We start from the raw sequence: 2,776 nt of genomic DNA on the forward strand, positions 1-2,776 counted from the left end.
CCGTTGATGATTGCCACCTGCGGGCACACATGTTCGGCGATGAAATGCGCGGCGCCGGAGTCGCCGTGGCGTACCACGAACATGTCGGCGGCCATGGCTTCCAGGTTGCGCAGGGTGTCGAGCAGGGTTTCGCCCTTGCTAGCCGACGAGGTGGACACGTTCAGTGTGATCACGTCGGCCGACAGCCGCTGGGCCGCCAGTTCAAAGGTGGTGCGGGTGCGCGTGGAGTTCTCGAAGAACACATTGCAGATGGTTTTGCCACGCAGCAGCGGGACTTTCTTCACCGCCCGGCCACCGACTTCGAGGAACGAGTCGGCGGTGTCGAGGATTTCGGTGAGCAGTTCGCGGGGCAAACCGTCGAGGGACAAGAAGTGTTGCAACTGGCCCTGAGCATTGAGCTGCAGCGGGCGCTTGGCATCTAGAGGCGTCATCGCGGGGACTCTGTACAAGGCGGTTTAAAGGGCAAGGTCTTGCAGTTCGAGTTCGAGCGGCGTGGGACCGGACAATTTTACCCGTTGATGGGCTTGCAGCGACAGCGTTGCACCAACCACGTCCGGGCTGATCGGCAATTCGCCGGCGTCCAGGTCCAGCAGGCATACGAGGGTCACGCTGGCCGGGCGGCCGTAGTCGAACAGCTCGTTAAGGGCGGCGCGGATGGTGCGGCCGCTCATCAGCACGTCGTCGATCAGCACCAGATGCTGGCCTTCGACCTCAAACGGCAGCGCCGAGGGCTGCACTTGCGGGTGCAGGCCATTCTGGCTGAAGTCGTCGCGGTAAAAGGACACGTCCAGGGTGCCCAGCGGCGAATCGCTGCCCAGCTCTTCCAGTAGCGCCTGGGCCACCCACACACCACCAGTGCGGATGCCGATAAAACGCGGCTCGCTGATGGCGCGGTGTTCCAAGTGGGCCTTAAGGCGAATCGCCATCTGGCTGATCAGTTCGGCGGGATTGGGCAGGCTCATGGTGGCTCCTTCAAGGCCTTGCGCGGCGTGGGCGCAGCAAGGTCCGGACTCAAACGTAAAAAGACGCGGCAAGCCGCGTCAGTCAGGATTCAAATAAAGCGGTGTTTTCATCCAGCCAGCCCTGCAGCAACAGGGCGGCGGCAATGGCGTCCACGGGGTTGTCGCGGTAGCTGCCTTTTTGCCCGCCACGGTCGCGGCGCTCACCCTTGGCTTCAAAGGTGGTCAGGCGTTCATCGTGGGTATAGAAGGGCAGGTTGTAGCGGCCATTGAGGCGGCGGGCGAATTTTTCCGCGCGCAGGCACATGTCGCTGGGGGTGCCGTCCATGTTCAACGGCAGGCCGACCACGACGGCGTCGGGCTTCCACTCTTTAATGAGGGCTTCGACCTGGTTCCAGTCCGGCACGCCGTTCTGGGCTTTCAAGGTACACAGCTCGCGGGCCTGGCCGGTAATCACCTGGCCGACCGCTACGCCGATCTGTTTGGTGCCGTAGTCAAAACCGAGGATCAAGCGCAAAGCCATCAGGCGTGCCCCGCCTGGCTGGTCAGCAGGCTGAGGTTGACCCGAAGCTTGGCGGCAGCTGCTTCCAGGCGCAGCTCACTGGCGGTGTTGAACAGGATGTCGGCGTCAAACGGGCAGGTCAGCCAGGCATTGCTGGCCAGTTCGGCTTCCAGTTGCCCGGCTTCCCAACCGGCATAGCCGAGGGTGATCACGCTTTGCTCGGGGCCGACGCCGTCGGCGATGGCAAACAACACGTCCTGGGAGGTCGACAGTGACACGCCTTCAAGGTCTACCGTGGCCTGAAACTTCGGCCCGGTGGGGTGCAGCACAAAGCCACGATCGGTCTGCACCGGCCCGCCGATGTAGATCGGCACGCCCTGGCAACGCGCCGGTGGGTCGATCTCGGGGCGCAGTTGCTCAAGGATATCGGCCAGGTTCAGCTCTTGCGGGCGGTTGACCACCAACCCCATTGCACCATTGGCCGTGTGCTCGACGATGTAGGTCAAGGTCTGCGCAAAGTTCGGGTCGGCCATATGGGGCATGGCGATCAGGAATTGGTGCTTGAGGTAGGTCGGGCTGACATTTTTCATGCCCACTAGTGTGGCGTTGGAGGGGCGAACTGACAAGCTGGAGTTAGTGATCGCTCCGCGTCGCGCTCTTAAAAGTGGACGCGGAGCGTCCTGAGATGCATTCCCACGCAGAGCGTGGGAACGATCCTTATCCATCATTAAAGGATGTACTTCGTACCTGTGGCGAGGGGGAACGATCCTCAGTTGCTCGACAGCCGATCGCCCCTGGCAAACTTCCAGGTGCGGATGATTTCCAGGCGGTCGATGTCGTTCAAGTCACCGGTAAACGGCGCGAAAGGCGCAGCCAGGCGCACGATGCGCTGGGCGGCCTGGTCCAGCAGCGGCTGGCCGGACGACTCCAGCACCTGCACTTCATAAAGCGAGCCGTCGCGGTTGATCGACACCAGAAGACGCAAATTGCCGTAAATCTGCTGACGCCGCGCCTCATCCGGGTAGTTGAGGTTACCGATGCGCTCGACCTTCTTGCGCCACTCGTCCTTATACCAGGCGCCTTTGTCGCGCATGGTTGACGCGGCATTCAGGCGGTAGATGCGCGGGCGCTTGGCATACAGCTGTTGCTCATTGGCCAGTTCCGCTTCGAGGCTGGAGATCTGGTCAGAGAGCTGCGAACTGTCGAACGTCGGCGCAGGCTTCACCGGCTCAGGCGTAGGTTCGGTCTTGGCTTTCTCGCGCTGGGTCGCAGCTTTTTGCGGTTTGGGCGCAACGGTGGGCACGGCGGCCTTGGG

The 2,776-nt window shown here is 62.3% G+C and carries 5 protein-coding genes; all 5 read right to left on the reverse strand.

The window, feature by feature from the left end; translation table 11 throughout:
* Positions 1-431 (reverse strand): aspartate carbamoyltransferase (locus FEM54_RS29790; RefSeq protein ID WP_477749746.1); only part of this gene is annotated, 431 nt, incomplete at its 3' end.
* Positions 432-455: 24 nt separating this feature from the next.
* Positions 456-962 carry a bifunctional pyr operon transcriptional regulator/uracil phosphoribosyltransferase PyrR gene (gene pyrR / locus FEM54_RS29795; protein WP_017139446.1) on the reverse strand — a complete coding sequence of 169 codons (507 nt, stop codon included), beginning with the start codon at positions 960-962 and terminating at the stop codon, positions 456-458.
* Between the two features lie 82 nt (positions 963-1,044).
* Complete coding sequence (ruvX, locus tag FEM54_RS29800; RefSeq protein ID WP_003195067.1) at positions 1,045-1,482, reverse strand: Holliday junction resolvase RuvX; 438 nt, start codon at positions 1,480-1,482, stop codon at positions 1,045-1,047.
* The gene (locus FEM54_RS29805) at positions 1,482-2,051 is read right to left on the reverse strand and encodes a YqgE/AlgH family protein (protein WP_017139445.1); all 570 of its coding nucleotides are present in this window, start codon (positions 2,049-2,051) and stop codon (positions 1,482-1,484) included. Before FEM54_RS29805 ends, ruvX begins: the two co-directional genes overlap by 1 nt.
* A 179-nt stretch (positions 2,052-2,230) precedes the next feature.
* A partial coding sequence (locus FEM54_RS29810) for an energy transducer TonB (protein ID WP_138453985.1) occupies positions 2,231-2,776 on the reverse strand: 546 nt, incomplete at its 5' end.

The organism is Pseudomonas edaphica, assembly GCF_005863185.1.
Classification (GTDB): Bacteria; Pseudomonadota; Gammaproteobacteria; order Pseudomonadales; family Pseudomonadaceae; genus Aquipseudomonas; species Aquipseudomonas edaphica.

Coding starts and splice junctions, on each gene's coding strand:
- pyrR (WP_017139446.1), bottom strand. CDS start 962: ATGAGCCTGCCCAATCCCGCCGAACTGATCAGCCAGATGGCGATTCGC.
- ruvX (WP_003195067.1), bottom strand. CDS start 1,482: ATGGCTTTGCGCTTGATCCTCGGTTTTGACTACGGCACCAAACAGATC.
- FEM54_RS29805 (WP_017139445.1), bottom strand. CDS start 2,051: ATGAAAAATGTCAGCCCGACCTACCTCAAGCACCAATTCCTGATCGCC.